Annotated in this window: 20 protein-coding genes; 1 reads left to right on the top strand and 19 read right to left on the bottom strand. The window is 44.6% G+C overall.

Going from position 1 to position 25,863, the window contains the following annotated elements:
- Nucleotides 1-3 precede the first annotated feature (3 nt).
- A complete protein-coding gene (locus D0T60_RS18745) occupies nucleotides 4-924 on the top strand; it encodes a polysaccharide deacetylase family protein (RefSeq protein WP_239059489.1) in 921 nt (306 codons plus the stop codon).
- 219 nt (nucleotides 925-1,143) lie between these two features.
- Here the strand turns inward: D0T60_RS18745 and D0T60_RS03150 are convergent, their stop codons facing one another.
- The 19 genes from D0T60_RS03150 to D0T60_RS03060 all read right to left on the bottom strand — a co-directional run bounded on the left by D0T60_RS03150 (nucleotide 1,144) and on the right by D0T60_RS03060 (nucleotide 25,861).
- A complete protein-coding gene (locus D0T60_RS03150) occupies nucleotides 1,144-2,703 on the bottom strand; it encodes a rhomboid family intramembrane serine protease (protein WP_163216695.1) in 1,560 nt (519 codons plus the stop codon).
- A 167-nt stretch (nucleotides 2,704-2,870) separates the two neighbouring features.
- Nucleotides 2,871-3,992, bottom strand: coding sequence for a clostripain-related cysteine peptidase (locus tag D0T60_RS03145; protein WP_163216694.1), 1,122 nt, complete (start codon nucleotides 3,990-3,992; stop codon nucleotides 2,871-2,873).
- Nucleotides 3,993-4,004: 12 nt separating this feature from the next.
- Entirely contained in the window at nucleotides 4,005-5,078 is a 1,074-nt protein-coding gene (locus tag D0T60_RS03140; RefSeq protein WP_163216693.1) for a hypothetical protein, read from the bottom strand.
- 248 nt (nucleotides 5,079-5,326) lie between these two features.
- Nucleotides 5,327-7,810 carry a hypothetical protein gene (locus tag D0T60_RS03135; protein WP_163216692.1) on the bottom strand — a complete coding sequence of 828 codons (2,484 nt, stop codon included), beginning with the start codon at nucleotides 7,808-7,810 and terminating at the stop codon, nucleotides 5,327-5,329.
- 170 nt (nucleotides 7,811-7,980) lie between these two features.
- Nucleotides 7,981-9,048, bottom strand: coding sequence for a FimB/Mfa2 family fimbrial subunit (locus tag D0T60_RS03130; RefSeq protein WP_163216691.1), 1,068 nt, complete (start codon nucleotides 9,046-9,048; stop codon nucleotides 7,981-7,983).
- A 1-nt stretch (nucleotide 9,049) separates the two neighbouring features.
- Nucleotides 9,050-10,504, bottom strand: coding sequence for a M48 family metallopeptidase (locus tag D0T60_RS03125; protein ID WP_163216690.1), 1,455 nt, complete (start codon nucleotides 10,502-10,504; stop codon nucleotides 9,050-9,052).
- 5 nt (nucleotides 10,505-10,509) lie between these two features.
- On the bottom strand, nucleotides 10,510-11,598 hold the full coding sequence (locus tag D0T60_RS18740) for a DUF3575 domain-containing protein (protein WP_239059484.1): 1,089 nt from the start codon (nucleotides 11,596-11,598) through the stop codon (nucleotides 10,510-10,512).
- Between the two features lie 17 nt (nucleotides 11,599-11,615).
- Nucleotides 11,616-12,653 carry a FecR family protein gene (locus D0T60_RS03115; protein WP_163216689.1) on the bottom strand — a complete coding sequence of 346 codons (1,038 nt, stop codon included), beginning with the start codon at nucleotides 12,651-12,653 and terminating at the stop codon, nucleotides 11,616-11,618.
- Nucleotides 12,654-12,824: 171 nt separating this feature from the next.
- Nucleotides 12,825-13,406, bottom strand: coding sequence for an RNA polymerase sigma factor (locus tag D0T60_RS03110; protein WP_163216688.1), 582 nt, complete (start codon nucleotides 13,404-13,406; stop codon nucleotides 12,825-12,827).
- 355 nt (nucleotides 13,407-13,761) lie between these two features.
- Nucleotides 13,762-14,211: a GatB/YqeY domain-containing protein gene (locus tag D0T60_RS03105; RefSeq protein WP_163216687.1), complete on the bottom strand. Its 450-nt coding sequence runs from the start codon at nucleotides 14,209-14,211 to the stop codon at nucleotides 13,762-13,764.
- A 135-nt stretch (nucleotides 14,212-14,346) separates the two neighbouring features.
- Nucleotides 14,347-15,660 carry a cell division protein FtsZ gene (gene ftsZ / locus D0T60_RS03100; protein WP_163216686.1) on the bottom strand — a complete coding sequence of 438 codons (1,314 nt, stop codon included), beginning with the start codon at nucleotides 15,658-15,660 and terminating at the stop codon, nucleotides 14,347-14,349.
- Between the two features lie 18 nt (nucleotides 15,661-15,678).
- Entirely contained in the window at nucleotides 15,679-17,085 is a 1,407-nt protein-coding gene (gene ftsA / locus D0T60_RS03095) for a cell division protein FtsA (RefSeq protein ID WP_163216685.1), read from the bottom strand.
- 16 nt (nucleotides 17,086-17,101) lie between these two features.
- Nucleotides 17,102-17,842, bottom strand: coding sequence for a cell division protein FtsQ (locus tag D0T60_RS03090; RefSeq protein ID WP_163216771.1), 741 nt, complete (start codon nucleotides 17,840-17,842; stop codon nucleotides 17,102-17,104).
- Complete coding sequence (murC, locus tag D0T60_RS03085) at nucleotides 17,836-19,215, bottom strand: UDP-N-acetylmuramate--L-alanine ligase (protein WP_163216684.1); 1,380 nt, start codon at nucleotides 19,213-19,215, stop codon at nucleotides 17,836-17,838. The genes D0T60_RS03090 and murC overlap by 7 nt, the downstream gene beginning before the upstream one ends.
- 1 nt (nucleotide 19,216) lies before the next feature.
- Nucleotides 19,217-20,326, bottom strand: coding sequence for an undecaprenyldiphospho-muramoylpentapeptide beta-N-acetylglucosaminyltransferase (gene murG / locus D0T60_RS03080; RefSeq protein WP_163216683.1), 1,110 nt, complete (start codon nucleotides 20,324-20,326; stop codon nucleotides 19,217-19,219).
- Between the two features lie 18 nt (nucleotides 20,327-20,344).
- The gene (locus tag D0T60_RS03075; RefSeq protein ID WP_163216682.1) at nucleotides 20,345-21,631 is read right to left on the bottom strand and encodes an FtsW/RodA/SpoVE family cell cycle protein; all 1,287 of its coding nucleotides are present in this window, start codon (nucleotides 21,629-21,631) and stop codon (nucleotides 20,345-20,347) included.
- A 26-nt stretch (nucleotides 21,632-21,657) separates the two neighbouring features.
- Nucleotides 21,658-22,986 carry a UDP-N-acetylmuramoyl-L-alanine--D-glutamate ligase gene (gene murD / locus D0T60_RS03070; RefSeq protein WP_163216681.1) on the bottom strand — a complete coding sequence of 443 codons (1,329 nt, stop codon included), beginning with the start codon at nucleotides 22,984-22,986 and terminating at the stop codon, nucleotides 21,658-21,660.
- Nucleotides 22,987-23,107: 121 nt separating this feature from the next.
- Entirely contained in the window at nucleotides 23,108-24,376 is a 1,269-nt protein-coding gene (gene mraY, locus D0T60_RS03065) for a phospho-N-acetylmuramoyl-pentapeptide-transferase (protein WP_163216680.1), read from the bottom strand.
- 30 nt (nucleotides 24,377-24,406) lie between these two features.
- Entirely contained in the window at nucleotides 24,407-25,861 is a 1,455-nt protein-coding gene (locus D0T60_RS03060; RefSeq protein WP_163216679.1) for a UDP-N-acetylmuramoyl-L-alanyl-D-glutamate--2,6-diaminopimelate ligase, read from the bottom strand.
- Nucleotides 25,862-25,863 lie beyond the last annotated feature (2 nt).

Raw genomic sequence — 25,863 nt, 5'->3', positions numbered from 1 at the left:
GAAATGTTTAAGGTACTGAATCAAATACTCGACCTTTCCAGTACAGGTTTCCGTGTTGCCAAATACAAAGATGATAAAGATTGTGCCATCAGCTATACCTTTGATGATGGACTTATTGAGCACTATACCCTCGTAGCCCCCCGTATGGAGAAACTGGGCTTTCGCGGCACCTTCTGGATAAACGGAAACAAAATCAATAAAGATGCAACCGCCATAGCCGATACCACCCGTATGACCTGGGCGCAACTAAAAGAAATGTCGGACCGTGGGCACGAGATTTCCAATCATGGTTGGGCGCATAAGAACTTTAGCCGCTTTCCGTTGGAAGAAATCAAAGAGGATATTTATAAAAACGACAGCGCTCTATTTGCATGGACGGGCAAAATGCCTCGCACATTCTGTTACCCCAATAATAACAAGAAAGCCGAGCCCATGAAGATTGCTGTGGAAAATCGCGTCGGAACCCGAACCTTCCAACGTTCCATCGGCAGCAAATCGACTCCGGAAGATTTAGAGAAATGGGTAAATAACCTGATAAAGACAAACGACTGGGGAGTAGGAATGACGCATGGAATTACATACGGCTATGATGCATTCCGCAACCCGCAACGCTTTTGGGATCATTTAGAAAAGGTAAAAGCACTGGACGATAAAGTCTGGGTAGGTACTTTTGAAGAAGTAGCCGCCTATACAAAAGAACAAAAGCAGCTTACTTATGAGATAACTCCACAGAAAAAGGGCTTTACCATCACCCCTCATTTATCATTAGAAAAGAGCCTTTTCACCGAGCCCTTAACAGGTGTTGTGATGGGAAGCAAGAAGGTAACCGTACGGCAGGGAGGAAAGAAATTGAAAACCCAAGTGCGCGATGGAAAGGTTTTATTTGATTTTGATCCGTTTGGGGGAGAGATAGTGGTGCGTTAACAACCAATAAATGCCTTTGCCAGGTTTTGCCACGGCCGCGGCAAAGTTTTGTTACGGCCGTGGCTAATTCTTGTTGCGGCCGCGTTAAAATCTCGTTACGGCCGTGGCAAAACCTCGTTACGGCCGTAGCAAAATCTTGCTAAAGTAATCAAAAAGATACCACAGGGGAAATTTGTTCAACCAAGATTGGGTAAAATCGCTTAGTAGGCAGTGCTGTTCTTAATCATCTAACCTTCGAATCTTTCTTCGATCCTTTCTGTTTCGAAAGAAAAGCCCTGCCACAAAACCAGCCCCCAATCCTCCGAGGTGGGCTGCCATATCAATATCGGTAAAGAGTAATCCTACAATCAGGCTCACAACCAGGAAAGGCAAGCAGAAGAACAAGTAGACCCCTTTCATTTCGTTACTTAAAATGCCCTTTAGAGTTAAAGCGCCTGCCAGCCCATACATGCCGAAGATAGCCCCCGAAGCTCCCATGCCTACGCTTGGCTCATGAACAAGGACACTTACATAACTTGAGGCTATTCCTGCTATCAGGTAAACGAGTAAGAAACGGAAGCTTCCGGCTTCTTTTTCTGTCGCGAAACCAATTAGGCACAGGCTGAACATATTGTATATAAGGTGTTCTATTCCACTATGCAGAAAGGTGCAAGTGAGTAATCGCCACCATTCCCCTTCCTGTATAAGTGGACCGTAGGAGGCTCCCCATTCTAACAACTGATCGGACTGGGGAAACATAAAGTCTAACCCTTTAAACAGCATCAAGATGAATATCAGTGTGTTGATGGCTACAAGGAGGGAGGTAGCCCAATAGCTTTTAATGCCCAACAAAACATCCCGGTTGATGCTGAAGTGTATCTTCAACCCTTTTTTACTCCGGGTAGGTTGATGGAAGAGTTCCAGATCTCCTTCATGTACCGAACTGAAGAGAACAATTAATAGCCAGATAACATTGCCAATGAGCCAACTGTAGAAGATCCAGGAGAAGTTATCTCCTGTTCGGCTTTCATAGTCTCCTTCTGCTTCTTGCAGAATAACGATGTTTTCTTTTCCTACAAACTGCTTAGAGTTTTTGGCAGCCAACAGAAAGTAGTTGAAATCATTATCCGTGCGCAGGTTGGTAAGGAACTTAGTGTCGATGGAATATCGTTGAAAGGATTTGTATGCTTCGTTGAAAAAGGCTTCTATATCTCGCCGTTGATCTTCCTTATTGACAGTAACCATGTTGGAGAATTTCCGCTTAAAGGTTACTCCAATCCAGTTGTTGTGCGTATGCAGTTGGTTAAAGTCGGGCTCGGAAAGAAGAGGAGCAACAAAGTAGACGGTAATGGATATCTTGGTGCCATACCTGTCAGCATCGGCTCGGGCTACATAAGCGCCTGCCCCCATCTTGGCAATATATGAGTGTTCGATGGAGTAGTACTTTACCTGATTTTCAGCCTCTATCTTATCCGGTGTATCCATCTCAATGAGATGCCCCTGCTGCTTGGTGAGGTAGTTCTGTGTCACCACTTGTGGAGCCAGCAAAGCCAGTGTGCAGATAACCATAAAGAAATCGTGCCAACTTTTTTTAGCGAACAGTCTGATTCTTGCGTAATACAACAACAGAAATAGAACACAGAAGATTCCGGGGAAGATAAAGTTTGTATATACCTCCTTAGGATGAAACAACTCTAAGTGAATAAAAAGCAGCCAGTGCAGCAAGGTATATGTGACTAATAGTCCGATGGAACCGAGGAAAAACGGTAGAAAGATGATGCGTAGTTTGTCTTTGATCATTGTACGTATGTTTGCTTTGGGAGTACAAAGCTAAGATAATATTCTTAAAAACCCTGCCACGCCTGGCAGGGCCTTTAGCAAAAAACCTATTTATTTACATACCGCACTTCACAGTGGGGGGATGCTGACATTTCTCGGTACTTAAACCCAACCGAGACGGGGTATCGTTACGGAAGCACCTCGCTCCAAGCTAAACGAGTGTAAGCCTCGTTCAATTTGGGAAACCTCTCTTGGGCAATATAGCAAGTTAGTCCGGAGTGGGAAGTGATGGTAAATCCGTTATATCCGTATTCTTGTGCCATGAATTTGTTGGTAGCAGCCTTCCAGATAACATACTCTGACAAGAGCCTGTTTAACTCTTCTTTTTGTGAATCATCTGTGAGTAAACGTCCGTAGTAATCGTTGAAATCGAAAAAGAGATGATAGCTAACCGAACGGTCGAAGTGTTGGATATCAGTAAGGTCAACGGGTTGGGTAAAATCGCAATGATCTTTAATAAAGGTGGCCAACTGCTCCAACCCTTCGGTACGAATCACCGAATAGGTGCCCGAATGTAACAACTCGTTCTCCGCATACGTTAGGGTCTGGTTGAATACCTGCTGCCCAAATGCCGGAAGATTGGCATTGAACAGATGTTGGGTGGAGTGGGTGTAAGTTGGTGCAAACCCCGGGTGAAGAATCTCCGCACTCGATGCAAAGATGTAGGGCGTTTTATTCCGAAGCTCATAAGCCACTTCGATACCTGCCATGAAGCAGCTCTCGAATACAATGTAATTGAATACCCCATCGGGGAGGGCGGCGGCAAAGTCGGTGAGGGACATTTCCGATTTACCATCAATAAGGATGGAACGGGTTGGGCTGTTCAGCATTCCTTCCGGCAACCAACCGCTGGCATGGCTAAACACCAACAGTCCATAACTATCTGCCTTATATCTGTTTACCACATCGGTGATGACACGAGAAAGGGTTGCAGCATCAGCAGAGTTCTCCTTGCCATAGCTTTCAAGGAGTAGGGGTTCCGAATTGGGCTCTGCCGAGAGGGCATATAAGGATGCTCCTACACCGGCCTTATCGACGTATGCCAGTATATGGTCGGTAGGTTTACCGGTCCATCCGGCACGTAGGGCATCAAGCTTTTCCGCTTCGAGGGAGTTGAGATTATTGTCTACTCCGATGTAGGCTAATAATAGCCGGGTGGGGTTGGGGGTGGCAGGTTGCTCGTTCTTGCTGCATGATGAGAAGAACAGGGCAATGAATAGCCATAGAATATGTTTGCGGAGTTGCTTCATTTTGTTTTTTACCTAGTGATTAGTTGTGTGCAACCTCTTGTTACTTAACCATTCAGCTTCGTCCCAATCTGTTACTGTTAGATCGAAAGATACGGATGGCATAGCGTAAGCGTGGTTTCTTTTGAATAGAGGTAGCTTGCTATCATTACCAACAGGCACTACCGACGACATGCTCTCTACCCACGGCCCGTTTTCTGTAGGCTGGTGCCGGCAGATGATGTACACTTCGAGCGGTTCCGTTTCATAACCGGTGGTTTCATAGGTGTAGAAACTAATCTTTCCTTTTTGAGAAGGGAACTTCTCGCTGAAACGTTCCATTGATGGCAACAGATTGATATCGCCCCCACCGGGAAACAAGTATGTTTCCGCCTTAGGGTTATAGAGTAGCGCAAAACACTCCAACCTGCCGGCAGCTATCAGGTCGTCTACTTGGGGTATGTCGCCCCAGCCACCGCCATTGTTGATGGCTATTGTTGTGTCGAACTCGATGCGTGCTGCTATGCGCTTCATATTGAATATGCCGTTAAACGGATTCCCATCCCACAGGGTTACTTGGCCCGATACAATCTTTAGTATGCATTGGTCGTACATCAACAAGGGTGTTTCTAGTTTGTTGGCAGGGGTATTGGCTTTCAGCGCAAGGAGGTGGTCCATAGATTCCACTGCTGCAAGGGCAGTGGCAAGGTGGCTGTCGTAGTGGTGGTAATTGGCTAATACCGCCACTTTGGTGGTGCCGAGGTGGATTCCATGCTCCAGTTTCAGGGTTATGCCGGTATAGTTGCCCGATGCATCTTGGCTGGCGGCCTCGAAACCATTGGCAGACTGCAACGGCTCTTCGCTAAAGAATTTATATAGTTCGCCGTTCTCTCCTTCAACGAAGAATGCTACAGACTTTATTTGCTTTTCGTCTTCTATTGGGCTAAGATCGGTAGCAGCATAAGTTACAGCTCCCAACCGGGCTTGAATGTACACTGCATCGGGCGACTCCGTAGGTGTTTGTGGCTCAGCAGGTGTTACATCCTCTTCTGAGCACGATGCCAATAGGAGCAGCAGAAGAGGCAGTATGGCTATATAATTTTTCATCATAAATGTTTTGTCTAATATTCTATTTATCAATTGCCGTCTGCTTTAGCTGACGGTTCAAGGGTTCTGTTTCTCTTTCTTGGCTTTAGCCAAACAAATCATTTGGCTAAAGCCCCGGTTGCATAAAACTGTCATAGTCCGTCAGCTAAAGCAGACGGCAATTGATAGGACTTAACAGGTTTATAGTGTGACCGGGAGAGCGATCAAACTCGCCCGGCCTGTGAAGTATTTCTTAATAAGAAGATTTTTAATTACTTTTTCTGCAAAGATAACCCCGGAGTGTTATTGGCAGCATAAGTTTCAGAGAAATTACTTGCAGGATCAGTCAGGTTGAAACCCGGCCATACATAAACAGTTGTCAGGTTAGGACAATTGCTCAAATTCATTTGTACCCAAGTATTATCACAATGAGATAAATCAAGTGTACTGATTGAAGTACCTCCTACATTCAATCCTTCCAAAAGAGGATTATTACTGAAATCCAAAGATGAGATTGGAGTATTTCTTGCATCTAATCTTAAAAAAGCAGGGTTTTGTGATAGGTCTAAAGATGAAATCTTAGTATCAACAATAGCAAGTCTTTCCAACTTAGGATAGCCTGACACATCTAATGTTGTGAAGTATATATCATTTAGGTGAAGATCAGTAAGCGAAGCCCATGAACTATTAATTTTAAAATCGGTAAGATTGCAACGAGCAACAGAAATATATTCAAAATCAGAGTAGCCGCTAAAGTCAAGACTGGTAAGTCCAGCATCAGTAGCTTGGAACATTTTTAAATTTGGAATACCAGAGAAGATGAAGTCACGAGTATTAAAGTTTTTAGTCATATCTATATGTCTAAGCAAAGGACAATTAGTTACTTTTAGCGATTTCATATTATCCGATGAACGAACGACCAAAACATCTAAAACAGGCAAATCCTTTATCTCCAATGTTTCCAACAAACAGCCATCAAGCCCAATTGTTTTAAGTGCCAAGTTTACACTTGCATCATATATAAATTCTTTCACAGGAGAAAGAGCCGTCACAATCACTTCAAGTTTAGCATTCTTAGAAATATCAATGCTTGACACTTTACAATCTCTTGCATCTAAAGTCTTTAACAGTTCAAAGCCTGTAACATCAATTTCAGCTACTTCTGTATAACGGAATCTCAACTCTTCAACTTTGCGGAAGTACTCTACACCGGCAAGAGATTTAACAGCTAAGCTGTTAACATTAACAACTGTCTTTGCATCAAATTGCGCTTGAGTTACATTACCACTCAAGCCAAGTGTATTTTCTACATAGTTTCTGAAGGCTGCATCCGGGAAAGTTGCTTCATGTACGGGAATCACGCTTCCGTCTTCTGCTTCGTGGTAAATGTAGAAGTCAATTGTTTTAGTAATATCTGCTTTATCGGCAATTGAAATCTTGGTAATAGATGTTTCGTTTGCGTTGAAAGCCGGAACCTCTATTGTGTATTCCGAAGCATAGTAAGGACGCGAGTAAACAACGCCACCTGCTGCTTGTGTTACTTTACCGGCAAAAGCAGCGCTAACGTCTACCATAGGAGCGCCTGTGCCACCGTCGGCCACCACAAAGTCAGTGCCTTGAGCGCTGGTAGCTTTCACTGTAAGCAGAACAGTGCCACCGGCAGTAGGTACTTTTACTGCATTTATACCGTTGAAGCTGCCTGCTCCGCTTGCAGTTGCAATGCCGAAAGCACCTCCGTTAGGGTTTTCTTCGCCTTTGAGGCTGTCGCCTTCGTCCCAGTCGGCCACTACCAGTGTAAAGGTCATAGTTAAATCGTCTACAGCAGAGATGATGTAGCGTTTGTTGGCTTCAATAGTCAGGTCAACCGGATTTCCGCTGTTGTCTACTTTACGAAGTGAGAAGATTTTATCTACACCATTTACTGTACCTACCAACTGAAGGGTGGTTTTGCTGTTGTCTACCTTTACTTCGGTAGGATAGATATAGAAAAGGCTTGGTTCTTTTTGTACTTTATCGGATGTAGGGTCGCTTGAGTCTTCAAGAACTGAAGCTGCTACATCAAACTCAAGATCGCCCACGGTAGTGCCACCTATTGAACCTTTCTGATAGCCAAACACATAGCCATTCAGGTTAGCATCGTTCACGAATACTTTTTTGATTTCTACATTACCTACGCTTACATTGTTGTCGATATCGAAACGTGCCACGTTGCGGTAAAGGCTTACATCGCCGGTGATAACTGCCGGAGCATTCTTCACATCGTTCACGTCTTTGGTGGTGCTGGTTAGCATCAGCGGAGTAGCGATATGGTCGGCATCGCTGTGAGCATCAGTCAGGATGTTCTGGAAGTCGGTCAGGCTAAGCGGAGTAGTAGGAACTGCTGCCGGAAGCGATGAACCGCGAGTAGTGTTACCTACGAATACAAACTTCTTGTTACCGTCCCAGTTTTCGTCTTTCACGATGGTTGCAGTAGTTTTGCCTCCGCTTGTGCCCGGCTGAATACTGGTAATGATAGCTTCCAGGTTGTTCGATGCGTCGAACATATAAATGGAAGTGTTGTTCAGTTCCAGCGCCATCTCATTGTCATTGGCAATGGCATAGGTAATACCTGCGTTGGTGGCAGGCAATACAAAAGTCAACTTGTTGGTGTTGTCCGAAGAGGAGAAGTTGCCTTCTTCAAACTCCTCGTTAGAACACGATGTAGCTCCTGCAGAAAGCATGGCAGCTACTAAAGCAAAATTTAGAATCTTCTTCATCTTGTTTCTAAGTTTTAATTAATAAATAAGAGTTGTTTTGAGTTTATAGTTTTTAAGTTTGTAGTTTTTGAGTTTGGAGTTTATAGTTTATAGTTTGGAGTTTTTGGGTTTATAAGTTTTTGGGTTTTTGAGGTAATTCTTAATTCTCAATTTTCAATTCTCAATTTTAATTATATCCAACCTCCTTCGTCCCAGTCCTCTACTGTAGCAAAGGCAACGGTTATGGATCCGTCTTTGTTAATCCGGAAGACGAGCGGATACTCCTGCCGGAGTGTTTCGTCGAGATTAATTCCCTGCCTCACAAAGAAATCATTCAGAGGAACAGAGTTGGCCAGCGGCTTGTCGGCATCATATACGGTAAAAGTGCTTATTTTACCCGGCTCGGGTTCATTGCGCAATCGATAAGTAATTACCTCGCCTGTAGCCTCTTGCCCAAACAAGGTGGAGGTGTGGCGGTGGTTTACATAGTTGCGGTTGTTATGAACTGTAGCAATATGGTGTATACAGTTGGTTTCCTGCCGATCATAGAAATCGTCCGAATCGGGATTATGTTTATAGCACAGCCCTTGCTGTTCGGGATATATAAATTCGGGCATCAGGTGGTACTCCGAAGGCATATTCTGCATACGGATATGCACATTGCTGAGGTTGTTTGGCATACCTCCTTCCCATATCACTTTATAGTTTATCACACAATGACTATGCACCATATCTACCCGTACATGACTCAACTCGGCAGGTGCAATGCTGAACGTACGATACCCATGATACAATCTTCCGCAGTTGTCGAAATATCCGCGTGCGGTTCTTGTTGGCGTTTCGTTTTGCAGGAAGAGCAACATATCTTCGCGGTGGGTTACACCTACTTCCGGAGTATGAGTTGTTGCTGCGTCGGTGGTAGCACTCATAGAGGTATCGTTGCCTACCACAATAATCGAGTAGCGGCCCGGGGGCAGATTAAGTTCGGAAGCATACTGACCATCGCACACATCTATCTCTACCGGGTGGGTGGCATAAAGTATGCCTTCGCTGTCGAAGATATAAGCTGTCATCCACTTTACGTAGTCGGGCAGTACATTCTCGCGACTGGTGTTCTCGCGGTTGTAGTGATAGAAGATGCGTACAGTATAGTTGCACTCTCCTTCCGGCCCGTAATGGTCGATGTGGCAGGCGTTCAACAGCAATACAGCTATGATGAACAAGGCTACTTGCATCCTATATAATATATAGCGGTTCATTTTATGGTTTCATCAGTTTCAGGTTGTCAGTTCCTTGGGCGATGCCTGCTGCTTCTGCTTTGGCAAAGTACTGGGCTGCCCGGTCCGGATCGCCTGCCAGGTAATAATACACTCCGATGTTGACGTACGCGCGTGGGTCGTCGGCAATCTTTTGCAGATAGGGGTATGCTCCTGCGGCATCGCCTGCACGTAGCTTGGCGGCTGCTATGTTATTGTTGGCAATTACATTGTTGGGATATTGACGGGCGGCTACTGCATACACCCGGTTGTAGAGTTCGCTACCTTCGTCGTAGAGGTTTGCCACACGGAATATTTCGTTCAGGCTCAACATCTCCGGGCGAGTAAATATCAGCGCTTTGGCATCTACATCCGAGAAGTTAGACACTACGTAGTCTACATCCAACTCAATGCGTCGCAAAGTGGGGTAGATATGTTGCAACATATATTGGTAAGGTATGCGGTTATCAATCTTCTTCACCAACCATTCGCGGGCATCGGGCTCGCGGTGACTGTTCTGTACAATGGTATGGCGCACCTGTTCGCGGCGAGGCATTTCTTCGCCTACCGAGTCGAGGGCTTGTATCAGTCCGTCCCAGTCTTCTGCCACCCACGAGGTGCGTACGGGTATACCTCCCAGCTTATAAGCATTGCGTATGTAACGCTCGAATGCCAGCGAACGGTTCTTAGCCAGAAACTCGTTGTGCGTAAACTTACCTTCGGGCGAAGCATAGCCGGTGATGTGCATGGAGCGCACCGATACCAATTGTTTGTTCAGGATGATGTTCATCAGTTGTTCTACTTTGGAAAGTTCGTGGCGGTTGTTGGCATGTTCCGGACGAATGGTATAGTCGTTCACGGGAAACTCTAAGTTGAGCCTTAACATTTCTGTGCGGCTTTTCACTTCTTCTACTTCGGGGGTGAGAAAGAGGGTCATGGCACGATATACCTCGGGCTTGGCGTACCATTCTACTTCTGCCATTTCGGGTTTGGAAACAGGCGAAGTCAGGTTGCCGCTGTGCACCAATAAATTGCCCCGGCATCCATACTGATAGCAGCGGTAAGTGAGTTGTGCACCTTCCATCCAATCGTAGGTAGGAACAGACACTTGGTAGCGAGTGCTATAGGTACGGCTTTTCTTTACTCGCTCAAATACCTCGTAAGGTTCGGGACTGTATGCGCCCGAAAGCAATTCGCGACGCTCTTCGTAGAGGCTGCGAGTGCGGCTCAGGTAAAGCACTTCGGGCAGTACGAGGCGAGTGCTTCCTTGTTCCACTGCCAGTTCCAGGCGGTAGCCTCCGCCACACGATACATTCATCTGTGCGGCTTCAATGTGCATGGATATTTCCGTGGTTGAACCTTTGCGCACCAGGGCAGGTTCGGAGATATTTATCTTCTGACCGTAGGCAATGCCTGTGGTAAGGAAGAGTAGGAGGGTGATGTGTATATACTTGTTCATAGCTCTTACTTAATCATATAAATCAGTGATACTGCTGCTTTAGTAGGTCCTACATAATGCCTGCCTGTGCGTCCGCGGTAGCTGGAACATTTGTCGCAATTGTATTTCTTATAGTCGAGGTACACATAGCCTGCCCCTACCGAGAACTCCATTGCCCAGCGCGGCGATACGGGTAGATGAAAACCATACGCCAAACCTGCACCCACTCCCCAGCCGTCGTAACGCTTGCCGGTTAGGTCGCGACCAACGGGTAGCTTTACATCACTTATCTGATATTCGCCATAGAGGGCATGCAGCCCAATGAAGTGACGTTCGAAGGCATTGCAGAACCAATAACGCGCTTCGGGTTGCACCAGCCAATGACGAATACCGCCTTTGCGACTGTTCAAGTCCCACGGGTTGTAGGCTACTGCCGCGTTCAACGTCCATCGGCGTGCCAGGTAAAACTCCATCGCTACATTGGGTGTAGTGGTGGCCCAGGTAAGCAGGTTGGTTTTGAGGGCTGTGTGCGGACGGTAAGCGCGAACCATGTTGTTGGGTTCTACCAACAAATAAGTGTGTCGCAGGGCATCTGTCGAGGTAGTGTCTATGGCCTTCTCGCTTACGGTTACCAGTTCCCGTTTGCGTGCAATCCGGTCGATGGGGATAAGAGTGGTTTTCGCTGCCTGCGGTTCCGTTTCCACTGTTGCTGTGGTGGTAGTGGCAACCGGGCGTTTGGTGGGGGCAGCAACCGGTTTTTCTGCTTCTATTGCTTCTTTAGCTTCTTCAAATACCGGGATGATGATGTAATTACCATCTATGGCATACGTCATGCCACTGCCTTTAAAGAGTTTATCCAGAATGATTTTTACGGTGACTGATCTTTCGGTAACCTCTACCGTCAGTTCTTTTCCGAAGCGACTCATGTTGACTGCCACATCATAATGGGTTTGCTTCTGTATGGCGTCGAACACCTCTTGCGAGGATAACACCTTCAGCGGAAGGCTTATTTTAGCTTCCTGTGCCTGCACCCAAAGGGGTATAGTTATGGCTGTCACCGCAATGAAAAGCTTTAGAAGCTTTGTGTTGCGGATCAGAAAATTCTGTATCTGCATGTATAAATGGGATTTTCTTAGTTGATTACTATTCTTTCTTCTTCCATTTTATAAGTAAAGTTACCGCCCAATCGCGACAATATTCTCAGCACTTCCTCCGGTGTTCTTCGTTTGCCAAACCAGATTTGTATGCGTTCACTTTTGCTAAAATGTTCTTCGTCATAAATGATTTCTTTATCATAATAATTGCCTATCATCTTAAATAACTCTGCCAGTGTTCGGTTTTCGGCATGAATAACATCCGATCGCCAATCCTGAAACTTCTGTAGACTTTCCACAACAAACTCCTCTGTGAGGTGTGTGTATATCAACTTCTGCCCGGGACGGAGCGTTACCGCTTCTTTGCCGTTGGTGGCTTTCACCGATCCTTGGTGAAGAATCACTTCGGTGGTTCCCCTTTCAGGATAGTCTACCATATTAAACTCGGTTCCCAATACCACTACTTTCAGTTCCGACGTATGCACCACAAAGGGCTTTTCTTTGTCGGGTTCTACCTTAAAGTAGGCTTCGCCTTGCAGGTGTACCTGTCTCTCTCCGGTAAACGTTTCGGGATAGCTTATTTTGCTTTCCGAGTTTACCCACACCTGCGAACCGTCTGCCAGAACCACATCTTTTTGTACTCCCTCGATGGTTTCGTACACCAAGCAGTCTTTTTCGGGCAGCGGCACGGCTGTTTCTCCGGGTTTGTAGCTCCAGTAAAGGGCACCTGCTATCACACAAACAGGTATTAAAACCGCGGCTACTCTTAACGCTACCTTCCGGATGGAGAATACGCGCCGAGGTTTGATGTTGAGCCTTTCGGCCAATTGGGCAAACCGTTGGTATTCTTCTTTTCCCGGGTTTTTATTAGCTGCCAGTTCATCATACATCCTTTCTTTTAAAACGGCATACTTGGTTTCGTCGCTCATCTCACTTTTGAACCAGTATGATAGTTTCTTTCTTATTGCAGGAGGGGTGTCCTCGTTCAATAATGCATCTATCAATTTTTCCGCTCTCTCAAACGATTCTGGGAAATTGTTCATGTCCGGTTGTTGTTTGTTATCTTTTCCTTTCATAAATCAAAAAAACGTGTTCTTTATTCAAAAAAAACAGTTGCTTTCCCAACAAATCTTTAGCCAGTTCAGTGGTGGAGTTTGCTTCGCTTTCTATATAGTAAAGCCGCAAGGTGGCGTTTGGTCGGAAAGGAAATTAGACTTTTTTTGAATTATTTTCTAATTGATTGCTATTCAGTGCATTAAAAACAGAAGAAAGCTCAGGGCAATCAGCTTCTTTAGTTGTTTGCGTGCTTCGTGCAGGTGGTGTTTCACGTTTTCGCGCGGAATATTCAATTGGTCGGCTATCTCGGCATTCGTCAGTCCTTCGCGGTAGCTTAGTTGATATACCCTTCTGCGCTGTTCGGGCATTTTGCTGATGGCGAGTTCGGCCAGGAGTTCGGTTTCGCGCGCCACGATGATGTCGAGAGAGTTAATATGTTCATCAAAAGAGAACTCACTGTTGGCAAGGTATCCTTCTTCCACCCGTTGCCTGCGAAAGAGCTTGTAGGCCGATTGTCTTGCCAGCAGGTAGATGTAGGCTTTAATGCCTTTGCCGGGGTCTAAGCGTTCTCGCGTTTCCCAAAGGGTGATGAATACTTCCTGCGTGATGTCGTCGGCATCATCTTCGGAGAGCGTCAATTTATACAGAAACATAAACAAGGGTTTCCGCCATTGCACGTAAATAGTTTGGAAAGCAAGGGAATCTCCCTGTTTCAGCAGTTCAAGCAGCTGTGGGTCGCCCTCGTGAGGATTGTTTTCGCTAGTTCTTCTCATATCATTAAAAAAAGCGTGGTCATTGCTAACTCCACCACTACCACTGGCTAAGGGTTTATCGAGGAATCAACATACACCACGCTATACTGTTATGAGTATAACACTATGCAGAAATTCCGTTCCTCGATTTTTATAACAGCCAGTTATGTGGTGGAAACGGCGGTACTTAGTTTGTTACTAAGATGCGGCAAAAGTAGTTAAAAATAAGATCTAAAACAAATGCTACCGGCATTTGCTTCAATTGCTACCGGCATCTTCTTCAACTCCCGGTAGCATTTACCTCAACTCGCGGTGGCAAATTAGTATTATTTGTGGTATGTTGGGCAGACACAAAGCCTGCCCAACATATATTCTATCACCCCAGCAATTCCTTAACCTTTGCCGAGATAGCGCGTCCTTCTGCCAGTCCGGCCAGTTTTTTAGAAGCAACGCCCATTACTTTACCCATATCTTTGCCGTCTTTGGCTCCGGTTTCGGCAATAATTTCTTTCAGTGCGGCTTCCAGTTCTTCGGGAGTCATTTGTTTAGGCAGATAAGTTTCCAGCACTTTTACTTGTGCAAGTTCTTCATCGGCTAAGTCCTGACGACCTTGTCCGATATATATATCGGCAGCATCTTTACCTTGCTTGGCTAACTTCTGAATGATTTTCAGTGCGGCTTCGTCGCTTAGTTCGTCGTTAGCTCCCGGAGCTGTTTTGGCTTCTATAAAGAACTTCTTTACGTTTCTCAAAGTTTCGAGGGCTACTTTATCCTTTGCCTTCATTGCGTTTTTAATGTCTTCGCTGACTTGATCGAATAAATTCATGATATTTTAGTTTATAGTTTTTGGGTTTATAGTTTATCAGTTTTTGAGTTTTGGGGTTCTTAAGTTTTTGGGTTTTTAAATTGGGGGTTATGGCTGCACCACCTCATTCTCAACTTTCAACTTTCAATTCTCAATTTAAAAAGTAATAACTCCCGGTGTCTCATTCGCCTTTTCGATGGCGTTGTTAGAGTCATTGCGAGATTTTTCTTTGATCTTGCTCAGTGACAGTTTATCTCTTTGGTAAGTAGGAGAGGCTTCCACTAAGGCGATGATATCATCGTTATCCATGTCTTCGGGACTGAATAAGAAGATGTGGCGACGCTTACGGTGGCTTTGTATGCCGATGTTGTTGGCGCTTTCGCCATACGCTATGCGAATGCGATTTTTGTTGATCTCTTTTTCCTCCTCCAGTTGTAGCTGACGCTCGTCCTCTTCCTGCGAGTGTTTTTCGCGTATGGAGTCTATGTTCGGTACGTCTTCCATGCCGAAACCGGTGGCTAAGACGGTGATTTTCACCTTCTTGTCGAGGGCTTCTTCGGTGGCTGCTCCCCAGATTACTTCTACCCCATCGCGGAATTTGCTCATGAAGTCGTGTATCTCGCTCATCTCTTCCATCATCAGTTCGGCACTCTCGCAGAAAGAAACGTTCAGCATTACCTTCTTGGCGTTGAAGATATCATTATTATTGAGCAATGGCGAGTGCAGGGCATCGTTGATGGCTTTGGTTACCCGGTTTTCTCCTTCGCCGTAGCCGGTACTCATGATGGCTACTCCACCATCTTTCAGTATGGTTTTTACATCGGCAAAGTCGAGGTTTACTTTTCCGCGCATGGTGATGATTTCGGCTATGCTTCGTGCAGCGATGGAAAGTGTATCGTCTGCTTTACCGAACGCGTTCATGAAAGTAAGATCGGAATAGATCTCGCGCAGGCGTTCGTTGTTAATAACCAGCAATGCGTCTACGTGCTGGGCAATTTGTTCTACCCCGTCCAGTGCCTGAATGATTTTCTTTTCGCCCTCGAAAATGAAAGGGATGGTGACAATACCCACTGTCAGTATATCCATTTCTTTGGCTACGCGAGCAATTACGGGAGCGGCTCCTGTTCCGGTTCCTCCACCCATACCTGCGGTGATGAATACCATTTTGGTGCCATCGTTCAGTTCGCGGCGTATATCTTCGATGCTTTCTTCGGCAGCAGCAAAGGCTCTTTTGGGTTTATTGCCGGCACCTAACCCGGCAGTGGTTATTTTTCCTAATTGTATTTTTACGGGTACAGGCGAGTCTATCAATGCCTGATTATCAGTATTGCACACTACAAATGTAACATCATGTATACCTTCACGATACATGTGGTTCACAGCATTTCCGCCTCCACCACCTACACCAACTACTTTAATAATCTTGGGAGTATCTATAGGAAAATCGAATGGTACTATATCATCTGTCATATCGCTTCGTATTAAAGATTATTTAAAATTGTTTTCGTCATCACTAAACAAGTCATTCGCACTATTCGAAATCTTGGTGAAGGTAGACTTTAACCAACTGGGTCTGTTTCTTTTTTCTTCTTGTTTCCTTTTCTTCTCTTCCTCTTTGGCTTTTCTTTCCTCTTCCGCAATTCTTTTTCTGGCTTCTTCTGCTTGTCGTTTCAGGTCTTCGTCTTGGCTGAACATATCACCGCTTATGGGTTGAGAAGGTGTAGGTTGTTCAACCTGTTTCTCGGCACAGCAGTTATCGTTGCCCGAGGCCAGCAGTCCAAGCAGTGTGTTTTGGGTGCAATCTTTGGCAATTAGGTTCTCGGCATCGTCTACCTCGTTGCGTACAAAGCGTGCGGTTCTTACTTTGCGCACTTTAGTTTGTTTGCGGAAAAACTCTTCGGTGTTCTTTAAGTTGGCTCCTCCTCCGGTAAGGATAACGCCTGCCAGCAGTTTATCATCATAGTTAGAGTACTCTATCTGATTCCATACGTTGGCAATGATTTCTTCCATGCGTGCTTCAATAATATCATTGAGAGTGCTTAACCTAATGCTCTGGCTGTTGTCTTCGAGTGTGATGGCGGCTACTTCTTCGCCTTCGGGCTCTTCGTAGGTAGCATCTCCATATTGTACTTTCAGATATTCGGCTTCTTCTTCCTCCATCTGCAAGGCGGTGATATCATGTGTGATGCTGTTGCCTCCTAATGGTATTACACTAAGAAAACGCAAGATGTTATTCTTATACACAGATACGGTAGTAGTGTCTGCACCAAAATCTACCAAGGCACAGCCCGAGCGTTTCTCGTTTTCTATCAACACCTGATCGGCTGTTGCAAGGGGTGCAATAAGCAGATCGGCAATTTCTATCTTTGCTTTATCAAAGCTCTGTATCAGGTATTTCTTGATGTTCGCTTTGGCTACTATATTCAGGAAACGACCTTCTATGTGCTGGGCTGCCACTCCTACGGGGTCTACCTGATAGTTGTATCCTACCTTATATTCTTGTGGAGCTACTTCCAGAATGTCCATATCTACCAAGGGGATGGCATGGTTTTCATCGCAGATGGCATCTACTTCCTCTTGAGTGATGATGGTTTCCTCTAAGTAATCCCTGCCCACCGTATTCATTACTGTGTGCATTGATTGTCCGCTTACGCCCACATATACTTTCTTTATAGAGTTTTGTAGGGTTGCTTCCAGTTTGTTTATGATGGATGTTAAGGCCAATGCAGCCTTGTCCATATTAAAAATGGCTCCTTTACGAATAAAGGAGGAGGACTCTTCTTTGGCATACGCCAACACTTGCAGGCTTCCGTCACTGTTCTTTCGTCCGGCAATACCTGCAATCTTCGACGAACTTAATTCGATGGCGGCGATAAATTCTGTAGCTGCTCCCATATTAGTTATCAGTTATTTAATTTTCTTTTTTGGTACAAATAATCTGGTTCTCAAATTCAACGCTGATGCGGCTGTATTTGTTCCAACCCACTTTATTAAGTCCTTTCCGGTAGAACTCTTTCAGTTTGCTCAACTTGTTTTCGTAATTATCAATCTTGCCCAAGAAGATGATATGATCGCCCACGCGCGGCACCAACTCTACTTCTTGTCCGGATACGATGTTTATCTGTTCGATCTGCGCATTCCAGAACTTGTTTTTCTGCATGAATAAGGCAAACGGATATAACTTGTCTATTACGTATTTCTTATCGGCATTTCCTGTAACTACGGCTAAGTGGGCAATGCATTTAGCTTCGGAAGGCATAATGTTGCCTTTGTTGTCGATGTAATAGTTCTCTCCGTTTCTACTCATTATCCGCAGAATGGGAACACGCTGTGTAACTTCTATACATAGTTTTCCACTGGGTGTTTTATAACATTCCACCTCATCAATAAGGTGATGCTTAGAAAGTATTTTCTCTAACGAATCGGAGTCGATACTTTCCATACATTGACCCACCGGGTTCATATTCTTCTTCTTTAAGATGGTTGTTACTTCTTTCTTGGTTACAAACCCTGCATTCACAGAGTCTTTGATAAGCAATTCAATATCTTTGCAAACCAGCTCGTTCGGTTTCACATTAAAGGCTGTAATGGCTACAACGAGGTAGCCCATAATCAGTAACATCACTAATAAAAGAAGAATCTTTTTCATAATCTTTTCTCCAACATTTTAGCAATAGGGGATACATAATCTTCGATGTCTCCTGCACCTAATGTTAGTAATACTTCTATTTCTTTCTCTTTCAAAACATCTACTAATTGCTCTTTGCTGCACATACTCTTTGCTACTTCGGGCTTCATGTTTTGGAAGATCAGTTCGCTTGTTACACCCGGTATCGGTTGCTCGCGTGCCGGATAAATATCCAGCAGAATAACCTCATCGGCTAAAGAAAGACTATCGGCAAACTCTTTGTAGAAATCGTGCGTGCGCGTATATAGATGCGGTTGAAAAGCCACAGTTATTTTCTTATCCCGGTACAGCTCGCGCAAGGAAGAGATACTTTGCAGAATCTCGGAAGGATGATGCGCATAATCGCTAAGGAATACCAGTTTATCTGTTTTTATTTTAAAGTCGAACCGTCTGTCTACCCCTTTAAAGGTTTTCATGCCTGTTCGTATTTCTTCGGCAGTTACTCCGTTTAAGTAAGCCAGTGCCATGGCGGCTATTCCGTTCTCTATGTTGATGCTTACGGGTACACCTAATTGTATATCGTTTATACGTTCATCCGGAGTAATGAAGTCGAAGAAGATCTCTCCGTTTCCAATACGGATATTCTCTGCGTGGAAGTCTCCTTCCTCTTTGGAATAGGTATATACGCTTACTCCCTCTTGTACCTGGGGTTGAAGTGCAATGCCTTTGCGGATAATCAATGCCCCTCCCGGTTGAATAAGTGTAGTATATTTCTCGAAGCTCTCCATATAAGCCTTTTCGGTTCCGTAAATATCCAGATGATCCGGATCGCTGGATGTGATAACAGACATATAAGGCGATAACCAATGGAAAGAACGGTCGAACTCATCGGCCTCAATCACCGTGAACGGGCTTACCTGCGAAAGCAATAAATTGGTGTGATAGTTTTTAGAGATTCCTCCCAAGAAAGCCGTACACCCCACATTCGACTGATAGAACAAATGAGCCGTCATGGTAGAAGTAGTTGTTTTACCATGCGTACCGGCTACACACAACCCTTTGCTTGAACGGGTAATGGTGCCCAATACTTGCGCCCGTTTCTGAATTTCGAACCCATGTGTACGGAAGTAAGTCAACTCGGAGTGATCCTGAGGCACAGCCGGAGTCATCACCACCAAGGTGGTTTCCTTATCTAAACAGGCTTCGGGGATAAGTGCTATATCATCTGTATAATGAATAGAGGCTCCTTCTTTATTTAATAATTCGGTCAACTCGCTGGAGGTGCGGTCATATCCTGCTACGATTTTTCCTTTAGAAAGGAAATAGCGAACCAACGCGCTCATTCCGATACCTCCTGCTCCGACGAAGTAAACTGATTTTATAGTTTCTATATTCATATTATTCCTTTATCAATTTATAAACTTCCCGGGCAATGATATTGGCAGAGTCGGGAAGGGCCAGCTTAGTAATATTGGTACTAAGTTCAGCTAATTGTTGTTCGTTGTTTATGGTGTTGAAAGCGGTTGGGATTAGTTTCTCTACTGCTTCCACATCCTTCACATAAATGGCGGCATGTTTATCTACCAATGCCATGGCGTTCTTTGTTTGGTGATCTTCGGCCACATTCGGCGAAGGCACCAGAATCACCGGCTTATGAAGCAGGCAAAACTCGGATATAGAACCGGCACCGGCTCTGGAAATAACCAAATCGGCAGCCGTGTATGCGGTAGCCATATCTTTGATGAAGTCCGATACAAAGAGGTTGGGTATTTCGCCTGCCTGTTGTACGGCTTCTTTGGCTTGCTCAAAGTAAATCTTTCCGGTTTGCCATATAAATTGTACGGCTGATTCTTTGATGGAATCAAGATGCGCAATAACAGACTGATTGATGGTTCGTGCACCTAAACTTCCACCTAATATCAGGATGGTTTTTTTGTTAGGATCGAGTCCGAACTTACTAACCGCCTGCTCTTTGGAAATGTTAGGATGCAATAAGTCTTGCCGAACAGGGTTTCCGGTCAATACTATTTTTTCTTTAGGGAAGAACTTCTCCATGCCTTCGTAGGCCACACAAATTCTTCGTGCTTTTTTAGCCAAGAGCTTATTGGTGACTCCGGCGTAGGAGTTTTGTTCCTGTATAAGTGTAGGTACTCCCATTGTACCGGCCATTTTTAATGTCGGGCCACTGGCATAACCGCCTACGCCTACGGCAACATCCGGTTTGAAGGATTTGATTATTTGTTTGGCTTTCCGCTGACTCTTAAAGAGTTTAATAAGTACAGAGATATTCTTCCAAAGTCGTTTACGATCGAATCCGGCTACGGGTAAACCAATGATTTTATATCCGGCATCGGGCACGCGCTGCATTTCCATTCTGCCTTCGGCTCCTACAAACAGGATTTCGGCTTTGGGGAACTGCTCTTTGATGGCGTTGGCTATGGAAATGGCCGGGAAGATATGTCCTCCTGTTCCTCCTCCGCTTATAATGACTCTTATATTATCTTTCATTTCTTTCATGTTTAGGTGTTACTCGAATTTAGTATCACTGTTTAATATTTCGGCAGTGGGTTCTGCTGCTCCAATTATAGCTTCTGTTTCAAAAGACTCTTGATCTTGCAAGGGCAGTTCAGACCTTTTCTGTTCTTCGGTTAAGCGTGCCGTGTATCGGCTGATGCCGAGAACCATACCAATATATGCACAGTTAATCCACGTACTTGTACCTCCCTTACTGATTAAGGGGAGCGGCTGCCCGGTAACAGGGAATAAACCCACAGCCACCATCATATTAAGTATAGCCTGCGAAACCAATAGAAGAGTAATGCCCATCACCAGAAAAGCCGGGAATGTTTGATTGCATTTCTTGGCTATACGCCCCGCTCGTACCAGTAGCCAGATGTAGAGGCAGACTACAAATCCTCCTCCCAATAATCCTAATTCTTCTATTATGATAGCAAAGATAAAGTCCGAAAAGGCTTGGCTGAGGAAATCTCGTTGTACCGAGTTGCCCGGTGCCTTTCCTATCACGTTGCTGGTGGCAATGGCTATGCGTGCATGAGCTATTTGCCCGTCTTTATCAGTATCGAATTTGGCTGCCGGCACTTTATCATCTTGGGTAAAGTTGACTATACGGTTCTTCCATGTTCCAAGACGGTGAAGGAAAGGTAGATCACTGTTGTTAGGAACAGCCAGAACCACAGCACCCAATAATAAAACAGAAGCAGCAATGATACCTACTAATACAAGTAATTTCTTGGCAGCCACCCGCCCGATATACATCATCAGAAATACCACCCCGAAGAGCAGAATACCTGTTGACAGGTTTTCGGGAGCAATCAACAGAAAAGTAATTCCCACTACCCACATAATGTATTTAAAGGCGTTGGGGTGGGCACCATTCTCATTCTGTCCTTTGGAAAGTATAAAGGATACCGCTATAATAACCGCCATCTTTGCCAACTCCGAAGGCTGGAACTGAATGCCGAAGAAAGTCATCCAACGGGCTGCACCGTTTACACGATCGCCTGTTACTACCCCCATCACAGTAACAAATGCGAGCAGCAGCAGAGATAGAGGAAGCAGAAATACCGGAAATACCTGATACCATTTATAAGGAATGTTGTGAAAGAGTATCACAATCAGCGTACCCGATATCAGCATGAAGGTGTGTTGTGTAATAGGTCCCCAATGGTCGCCACTCTTAAAAGTAAGTGTACTTGCAGCACTAAATACCTCTATAACAGATATCAGGCACAGGAACAGGAATATAATCCAGATTACCTTGTCGCCTTTAAATATGTTCTTTAGTAAATCCATTCTAATTAAAAATTAAGAGTTAAGAATTATAGCTTCCTTACATATTCTTTAAATTGATTGCCCCGGTCTTCGTAATTCTTAAAGAGGTCGAAGCTGGCACAGCAAGGACTTAATAATACGGTATCTCCTTTCTCGGCCATCTTGTAGGCTTCTGCTACGGCATCTTTCATGCTTTTTACGTCTACTATGGGTAAACCAAAGCTATCGAAGAATGTGTGTAGCTTGGAGTTATCGACTCCCAGGAATACCAATCCGCGGCATTTTTCCCGAACCAGATCGGCTATTTCGGTGTAATCGTTCCCTTTGTCGGTGCCGCCTACAATCAGTACGGTTTTGGTAGGCATGCTTTGTAGAGCATACCAGCAGGAGTTTACGTTGGTGGCTTTGGAGTCATTGATAAATTCAATGCCGCGTACGCGCGCCACCTTCTCTAACCGATGTTCTACCCCTTTAAAATCCGACAAGGCTTTCCGGATATCTTCTTTGGTGATACCGGCTAAGTTGGCAGATAATCCGGCAGCTAATGAGTTGTATAAATTGTGGGTTCCGGTGAGAGCCAGTTTCTCCTGTTCCATATTGAAGGCGATAGGCTCGTTAATTACCACCTCATTATCTTCGACGTATGCAATGGCTCCCTGCTCTTTCATTGCAGCGAAAGGGTAGAGGTGCGCCTGAATGCCATGCTTATCCAACTCTCTTTTAATGATGGGGTCGTCATTCCAGAAGATGAAAGCATCCTCCGGTGTTTGATTTTGAGTGATACGGAACTTAGCATCTACATAGTTCTGCATATTATGATCGTACCGATCCAGATGATCGGGGGTGATGTTCATCAATACGGCTATGTTGGCACGGAAGTTATACATATTATCCAGTTGGAAGCTGCTTAACTCAATGACGTAATAGTCGTGGTTCTCTTCTGCTACTTGCAGAGCCAGGCTTCTTCCGATGTTTCCGGCTAACCCCACATTCAATCCGGCACTTTGGAATATGTGGTAGATGAGGCTGGTAGTTGTTGTTTTGCCATTACTACCCGTAATACATACCATGGTTGCATTGGTGTATCTTCCTGCAAATTCAATTTCGGAGATAATGGGTGTGCCTAATTCCTCCAACTCCCGAATGATGGGGGCGGTATTAGGAATACCCGGGCTCTTAATTACCTCGTCCGCATTCAATATAAGCTCTTTGGTGTGTTGGTTTTCCTCCCAACTGATATCGTATTTGGCGAGTAATTCCTTGTATTTATCTTTAATCGCAGACATATCGGATACGAATACCTCGAACCCTTTCACTTTGGCCAGGACGGCTGCTCCTGATCCACTTTCGCCTGCTCCTAAAACAACTATTCTCATTTTAGTTTATTGTTTTTAGTTTATAGTTTATAGTTTTTGGATGCCTTTTGTAGTTCTTGAGATTGTGATATATACTTATTTGCTCTTGTATAAACTACAAACTCAAAACTATAAACTCAAATTATCTTATCTTTAAAGTAATAATTGTAATAGCTGCCAATACAATAGTTACAATCCAGAATCGAACCGTAATCTTTGATTCATGGAATACATTGGTTGGCTTGGTAAACATATACGTACAATTCGGATCGAGTTGAGCCATCGTTGTACGGAAATGATCGTGAATAGGGGTGCGCTTGAATATACGTTGACGCACGCCTTTCTTTTTCCCCCTTTTGAAATAATTCACTTGTAAGATTACCGATAAGTTTTCTACAAGGAAAACTCCGCAAAGTATAGGGATTAAAAGCTCTTTGTGAATGATAATGGCAAATACGGCAATAATCCCACCAATGGTTAAACTACCCGTATCGCCCATAAATACCTGAGCAGGGAATGCATTGTACCAAAGGAAACCGATTAACGCTCCGATAAATGCGCAGATAAAGATTACCAGTTCCTCGCTACCCGGAATAAACATGATGTTCAGGTAGCTGGCAAAGGCGGCGTGACTGGATACATAAGCCAGTATCCCGAGCGTCAGTCCTATGATTGCGGAATTACCCGCAGCCATTCCGTCCATTCCATCGTTTAAATTGGCTCCGTTAGATACGGCAGTAACCACAAATATGGTGACAATTACAAATAGAATCCAACCGGCAGTTTGTGCGTATTCTCCGCAGAAGCTAACCAAGTCGGCATAGTCCAGGTTGTTGTTTTTAAAGAAAGGGATGGTGGTTTTGGTAGACTTAATGGCCTCTGTGCCATGAACTACGGTCATTCCCTGTCCTTCTTTATGTATTTCCACGTTTTCGCGGATAACCACATTTGGGCTCAGGTATAATGTAAGCCCAACGATTAGGCCCAACCCTACTTGTCCGATAACCTTGAACTTACCATGTAGCCCTTCTTTATCTTTCTTGAATATTTTGATGTAATCATCGGCAAAACCTAAAGCTCCCAACCAAATTGTGGTGATAAGCATCAGAATCATATATGTATTATGAAGCTTACCCAACAACAAGCAAGGTATAAGAATGGCCACAATAATAATAACTCCCCCCATGCTTGGTACACCTACTTTACCTACGTTGAATGGGTCGATTCTGGCATCGCGCTGAACCTCGGTAATCTGTTTGCGTTTCAGCAGATTGATGAATTTATCTCCGAATATACTGGATATAAGCAGAGATAGAATCACAGCGATCAATGCGCGGAACGAAACGTAATTGAATACTCCTGTTCCCGGAAGATCGAATTGTTGAAGCCACTGGAATAAATAGTATAACATAATTCTTGTTGATTGATTGCTTTGTGTTTGTTACTGCTGTTGAAATATCTCTTTAATAATCTCTTTATCGTCAAAATGATGTTTTACTCCTTTAATATCCTGGTAAGTCTCATGTCCTTTACCGGCAATGAGTATAACATCTCCTTTCTCTGCAAGCATGGCGGCTGTGCGGATGGCCTCTTTACGATCGGTAATGCTGATGGTCTTTTTGCGATCTTCGGCATCCAAACCTGCCAACATATCATTGATGATGTCTTGCGGCTCTTCGAAGCGAGGGTTGTCGGAGGTGATGATAAGCTTGTCGCTCAACCGGGCCGATTCCTTGGCCATGATAGGGCGTTTCCCTTTATCTCTGTTGCCGCCTGCGCCTACTACGGTGATTACTTTTCCGTTGCCTTCCAGCACTTCATGAATGGCGTTTAGTACATTTACCAAAGCATCCGGGGTGTGGGCATAATCAACGATGGCGGTGTATCCGCTTGGAGAGCGTTGTGCATCAAAGCGTCCGGCTACGGGGTGCAATGTGCTTAATGCCAATAATACATCCTCTTCTTTCTTACCTAATAAAACGGCTGCGCCAAATACCGCCAATAAGTTGGAAGCATTGAATTTACCGATGAATTGGGCGAAAAACTCCTTATTGTTAAACTCAAGCAGCATTCCATCGAAGTGAGATTCAAGGATACGACCTTTAAACTCGCTCAAGCTACGCAGCGAGTAAGTATAAACTTTGGAGCGTGTATTTTGGGTCATTACCAAACCATTCTTATCATCCAGGTTTGTCAGGCTGAATGCATTTTTAGGCATATCGTCGAAGAACTTCTTTTTTGCTTTCAGATAGTTCTCCATTGTTTTATGGTAATCAATATGATCGCGTGTTAAGTTGGTGAATATACCCCCTGCATATTTAAGTCCGCTAATGCGCTTTTGCTCGATGGAATGGGAGCTAACCTCCATAAAAACATACTTGCAGCCCTCATCCGCCATGCGTCCCAGAAGTTTATTTAAGGTGATAGGGTCTGGGGTGGTATGCTCTGTGGGGATGGCTTCATCGTCAATGTAATTGCATACGGTAGAAATCAACCCGGTTTTATATCCGAAGTGTTGAAACAGGTTATATAATAAGGTGGCGATGGTGGTTTTACCATTTGTACCCGTTACCCCTACCAAATCAATCTTGGTAGTTGGGTCGCCGTAGAAGGTAGTGGCTACTTTGCCTACCACATCCTCGCTATCTGCTACCTGAATATAGGTGATGGCATTATTGATCTCTTCCGGAAGTGTTTCGCATAAAATGGCAGTTGCTCCTTTTTGAAGAGCAGCTGGTATATAGGCGTGTCCGTCTGTTTGAGTGCCTTTCATGGCCATAAATAAATGGCCGGATTCAACCAGACGAGAGTCTATATTCACCCCTGTTATATCTTTGTCCGTATCGCCTACGATTCGGATTGGTTGAATTTTCTGTAGTAGCTCGCTTAGTATCATGT

The sequence above is a fragment of the Bacteroides sp. 224 genome (genome assembly GCF_010500995.1).
Classification (GTDB): Bacteria; Bacteroidota; Bacteroidia; order Bacteroidales; family Bacteroidaceae; genus Bacteroides.
The sequence above is the reverse complement of the archived record's forward strand: the minus strand, read 5'-3'. Positions and strand labels throughout refer to the sequence as shown.